Source organism: Micromonospora sp. ATA51 (assembly GCF_016802855.1).
GTDB lineage: Bacteria > Actinomycetota > Actinomycetes > Mycobacteriales > Micromonosporaceae > Micromonospora > Micromonospora sicca.
This window is the reverse complement of the sequence record NZ_JAEVHJ010000481.1, coordinates 1-3,569: the sequence shown is the minus strand read 5'-3', so window position 1 is coordinate 3,569 and position 3,569 is coordinate 1. Positions and strand designations below refer to the sequence as shown.

Below are 3,569 nucleotides of genomic sequence, written 5' to 3'. Positions count from 1 at the left end.
TGCCGTTCGCGGCCGGCGCCGGCTGGCTGCTCGGCGGCTGCTGCCCGGCGGCGGCGCGCAGCTGCGCTGGGTGCTGCTCGCTGCCGCGCTCGCGACGGTGGCGCTGCCGGTCGCCGCGCTGACCGGGCAGCGGACGTCCGGTCGAGCCGACCTGATCGGCGCCCGGTCCACCGCGGTCCGGCTCGACCATCGAGGTGAGCCTGCTCGGCGTGGCGGTGCTCGGGGCGTTCCTGCTGCGGCGGCGGGGACTGACCCTCGGCGGGTCGGTGGACCCGCTGCTGGTGTCCGTGCCGGTGCTGGTGGCGATCGCCGCGGCGCTGCTCGCGCTGCGCGCGTACCCGTGGCCGTTGCGGCTGCTCAGCCGGGCCGCCGCCCGAGCCCGGGGCAGCGTCGCCTTCCTCGGCACGGCGCGGGCCGGTCGGGCCGCCGCGACCGCGCCACTGGTGGTGGTGGTGCTGGCGGTCGCGACGGCCGCGTTCTGCGGGGTGGTGGCCGCCGGTATCGAGGCCGGCCGGGACCGGGCCGCCTCCCGCGCCGTCCCCGGGGACGTGCTGGTCGACGGGGAGCGGTTCGCCCCGGACACCACGGCGGCGCTGGCCGGGCTGCCCGGGTGCGCGCGGTCGCCCCGGTGCTGGTGGAGCCGGCCCAGCGCCCGTACGCCGACGCCGCCGGCCGGTTCGGCGGCGTGGGGGAGACCCGCGTCCTGCTGGTCGACGGCGCCACCTTCGCGGAGGTGGGCCGCCGCGCCGGTGTGACGGTGCCCGACGTGCTCCGCGCCGCCGGTGACGGCTCGGCGCGCTGCCGGCGCTGGTCTCCCCGGCGCTGGCCGCGGACCTCGCCGACGCGGGACTCGCCGACGCGGCGGGCCGGCGGCCGGCCTGGCTCGACGTGCAGGGCAACCGGCTGCCGGTGCGGGTGGCCCGGACCGTCGACGAGTTCCCGCTGGCGGACCGGAACACCGAACGGTTCGCGGTGCTGCCCTGGCCGGCGCTGCCGGCGGACGCCCCGCATCCGCTGGTCCCCACCGCTTTCGTGCTGGCCGGCGACGGCATCGACGCGGCCGCGGTGAGCCGGGTGGTGGACGAGGGGCAGCGCCGCTACCAGCGCGGCGGGGTGGTCACCGGCGGGGAGCGGCCCCGCCAGCCGGAGGTGCGCACCTGGTCGGCCGTGCGGGCGGAGCTCGGCGGCAGCGGAGTGAACGGGCTGCTGGTCTTCGGCTTCGCCATCGGCGCGGCCGGTGGCGCCGCGCTGGGCCTGCTCGCGCTGGCGTTCGCGGTGCTGGCCGGGGCGCGCGGCCGCGGTCAGGTGCTGTCCCGGCTGCGCACCATGGGGCTGTCCCGCCGACAGTGGCGGGCGCTGCTGCTGGTCGAGCTGACCCCGCTGGTGTTGGTCTCGGTGCTCACCGGCGCGCTGGTCGGCGCGCTGCTGCCCCTGTTGTTGACCCCCGTCCTCGGCCTGCCCGCGTTCACCGGGGGCGCGGCGGTGCGAGTGCGTTTCGAACCCGGTCTGGTCGCCGGCGTGCTCGGGCTGGCCGTGCTGGCCCTCGGCTTCGCGGTCGCCGTCGAGGCCCTGAACAACCGCCGGATGCGCCTCGGTGAGGTGCTCCGGCTCGGAGAGGAGAGCTGAGATGACAGCCACCGCCGAGGCGTCCGTCGTGCCGGACCTGGCCGCCCTGCAACAGCGGGCCGCGCAGCGCGCGGCCGAGCGGGCCGGCGGTCGGGACCGGCTGCGCGGGCACATCGTCTGCGACGGCCTGGTCCGGATCTTCAAGACCGAGGGGGTGGAGGTGGTCGCCCTGCAGGGGCTCGACCTGGTCATCGACCGGGGCGAGCTGGTCGCGATCGTCGGCGCCTCGGGCTCGGGGAAGTCGACGCTGCTGAGCATCCTCTCCGGGCTGGACACCCCCACCGCCGGCATCGCCCGGGTCGCCGAGTACGACCTGCTCGCGCTGTCGAACCGGCGGCGGCTCAGCTACCGGCGGAAGATGGTCGGCTTCGTCTGGCAGCAGACCGGCCGCAACCTGCTGCCGTACCTGACCGCGCTGGAGAACGTGGAGCTGCCGATGAAGCTGGCCGGCGGCCGCGGCCGGCGGCCCGCCGGGAGCGGGCCCGCGAGCTGCTCGACCTGGTCGGGGTCGGCTACTGCGCGGACCGGCGGCCCGGCCAGCTGAGCGGCGGCGAGCAGCAGCGCTGCGCCGTCGCGGTGGCGGTGGCCAACGACCCGGAGGTGCTCTTCGCCGACGAGCCCACCGGCGAGCTGGACGAGGCGACCGGCGCGGAGGTCTTCGCCGCGCTGCGGACCATCAACGCCGAGCTGGGCGTGACCATCGTGGTGGTCACCCACGACCACGCAGTGGCCGGCCAGGTCCGCCGGACCGTCGCGATCCGCGACGGCCGGACCGCCTCCGAGGTACGCCGCACCGCCCGGATCGCGGCGGACGGCAGCACCGAGCTGGTCAGCGAGGAGTACGCGGTGCTCGACCGGACCGGGCGGATGCAGCTGCCGGCGTCCTTCGTCGACGCGCTGGCCCTGCGCGACCGGGTCCGGCTCAACCTGGAACCCGACCACGTCGAGGTGCGGCCCGGCGACCGGGCGCAGGCCGAACGGAGTGAGGCATGACCGAGCAGTTGTCCGCGACGCCGGCGGGTGCGACCACCACTGAGGAGGTGGTCCGGGTCGACGGGGTGAGCCGCACCTTCGGCCGGGGCGAGCACGCCGTGCACGCCGTCCGGGACGTCTCGTTCTCCGCCGGGCGGGGCGAGCTGGTGGCGGTGCGGGGCCGCTCCGGCGCCGGCAAGACCACCCTGCTCAACCTGGTCGGCGGGCTGGACCGGCCGGACTCCGGGCGGGTGCGGGTGGCCGGGCACGACGTGACGGCCGCCGGTGAGCGGGAACTGCTGCGGCTGCGCCGGGGGACGGTCGGCTTCGTGTTCCAGACCTTCGGGCTGGTGCCGATCCTGTCCGCGGCGGAGAACGTCGGGGTGCCGCTGCGGCTGGCCCGGGTGCCGGCGGCCGAGCGGGAGCAGCGGGTCGCGGTGCTGCTGGAGCTGGTCGGCCTCGGCGGGCACGCCGCGCAGCGCCCGTACGAGCTGTCGGGCGGGCAGCAGCAGCGGGTGGCGGTGGCCCGCGCGCTGGCGAACGAGCCGGACCTGTTGATCGCCGACGAGCCCACCGGTCAGCTGGACTCGGAGACCGGCCGGTCCATCATGGACCTGCTCCGCGCCGTGGTGCACGCCCGCGGCATGACCGCGCTGGTGGCCACCCACGACCCGGCGCTGATCGAGCTGGCCGACCGTACCCTGACCCTGCGCGACGGCCGCCTGGTCGACGACTGACGCCCGTCGCCGGACTGGTGCTGTCCCGGCAGCCCTCGGCTGCGGGCACGCCGGGCTCCCCGCCGGTCGGTGCCCTTCGCACTGCCTATGAAGCTGATGTCGCAAATGAATCGGCGGCGCTGCTGCGGCGGCCCGCTGCTGCGGCGGCCCGCGGCTCCGTTGAATCATCTGCGACATCAGCTTCGTAGCGTCTTTCCGTGCGGGTTGCGGGAGGTCGCCTCCGATTCCCCCGCC

4 protein-coding genes and 1 pseudogene are annotated in these 3,569 nt (G+C 76.8%); 4 read left to right on the top strand and 1 reads right to left on the bottom strand.

Features of this window, described 5'->3' with window-relative positions; genetic code table 11:
* Positions 1–190 (bottom strand): hypothetical protein (locus JNW87_RS36310; protein WP_238455266.1); only part of this gene is annotated, 190 nt, incomplete at its 3' end.
* A 4-nt stretch (positions 191–194) separates the two neighbouring features.
* On the opposite strand from JNW87_RS36310, the gene JNW87_RS36305 reads away from it, so the two are divergent.
* The 4 genes and pseudogenes from JNW87_RS36305 to JNW87_RS36280 all read left to right on the top strand — a co-directional run bounded on the left by JNW87_RS36305 (position 195) and on the right by JNW87_RS36280 (position 3,335).
* Positions 195–755 carry a hypothetical protein gene (locus tag JNW87_RS36305; protein ID WP_238455265.1) on the top strand — a complete coding sequence of 187 codons (561 nt, stop codon included), beginning with the start codon at positions 195–197 and terminating at the stop codon, positions 753–755.
* Positions 756–888: 133 nt separating this feature from the next.
* Positions 889–1,626, top strand: coding sequence for an FtsX-like permease family protein (locus JNW87_RS36300; protein WP_238455264.1), 738 nt, complete (start codon positions 889–891; stop codon positions 1,624–1,626).
* A 1-nt stretch (position 1,627) separates the two neighbouring features.
* Positions 1,628–2,619 (top strand): annotated as a pseudogene (locus tag JNW87_RS40325) (ABC transporter ATP-binding protein).
* Complete coding sequence (locus JNW87_RS36280; protein WP_109803232.1) at positions 2,616–3,335, top strand: ABC transporter ATP-binding protein; 720 nt, start codon at positions 2,616–2,618, stop codon at positions 3,333–3,335. Before JNW87_RS40325 ends, JNW87_RS36280 begins: the two are co-directional and overlap by 4 nt.
* Positions 3,336–3,569 lie beyond the last annotated feature (234 nt).

Excerpts from the sequence above, each read along its gene's own strand:
- JNW87_RS36280 (WP_109803232.1), top strand. The coding sequence starts at position 2,616 with ATGACCGAGCAGTTGTCCGCGACGCCGGCGGGTGCGACCACCACTGAG.